This window comes from Acetomicrobium sp. S15 = DSM 107314 (assembly GCF_016125955.1).
Taxonomy (GTDB): domain Bacteria; phylum Synergistota; class Synergistia; order Synergistales; family Thermosynergistaceae; genus Thermosynergistes; species Thermosynergistes pyruvativorans.
In genome coordinates this window covers 1-326 of the sequence record NZ_JADEVE010000082.1, presented here as the reverse complement: position 1 = coordinate 326, position 326 = coordinate 1, and the positions used below count along the sequence as shown (strand labels likewise).

Annotated in this window: 2 protein-coding genes; one reads left to right on the top strand and one right to left on the bottom strand. The window is 52.8% G+C overall.

Going from position 1 to position 326, the window contains the following annotated elements:
* On the bottom strand, nt 1-200 hold a 200-nt coding region (locus EZM41_RS14535; protein ID WP_198469051.1), incomplete at its 3' end, for an OB-fold domain-containing protein.
* Between EZM41_RS14535 and EZM41_RS13420 the strand changes: the two genes are divergently transcribed.
* A partial coding sequence (locus EZM41_RS13420; protein ID WP_232618980.1) for a DUF5752 family protein occupies nt 116-326 on the top strand: 211 nt, incomplete at its 3' end. The two genes, EZM41_RS14535 and EZM41_RS13420, sit on opposite strands and share 85 nt — an antisense overlap.

Here is a 326-nt window from a genome sequence, read left to right as displayed (position 1 = left end):
GATACAAGGGTACCTTCGTCAAGTTTAACTACTACCACTGTGTATGGAACCTTGTCCTCGAAACCTTCAGGAGGAACATGAATGGTGGTAAAGGTATAAATCTCGCCAGCTCCCTGTGCGGGTAGGCGTAGATGTCCTTTCCCGTCACCTGAGCCATGGCGGCCAAAAAAGCCAGACCGAGCGCCGGTCCGCCCTGGCACGAAGGTTTCTCCTGGACATCTTAGACGAGCGCCTGGTCCAGGGAGACTTCCTCACCTGGGCCAAGGGGGAGACGGAATTCGTATTTTTGAAGGCACAGATGATCATATTTAACTCAGGGATTCGCA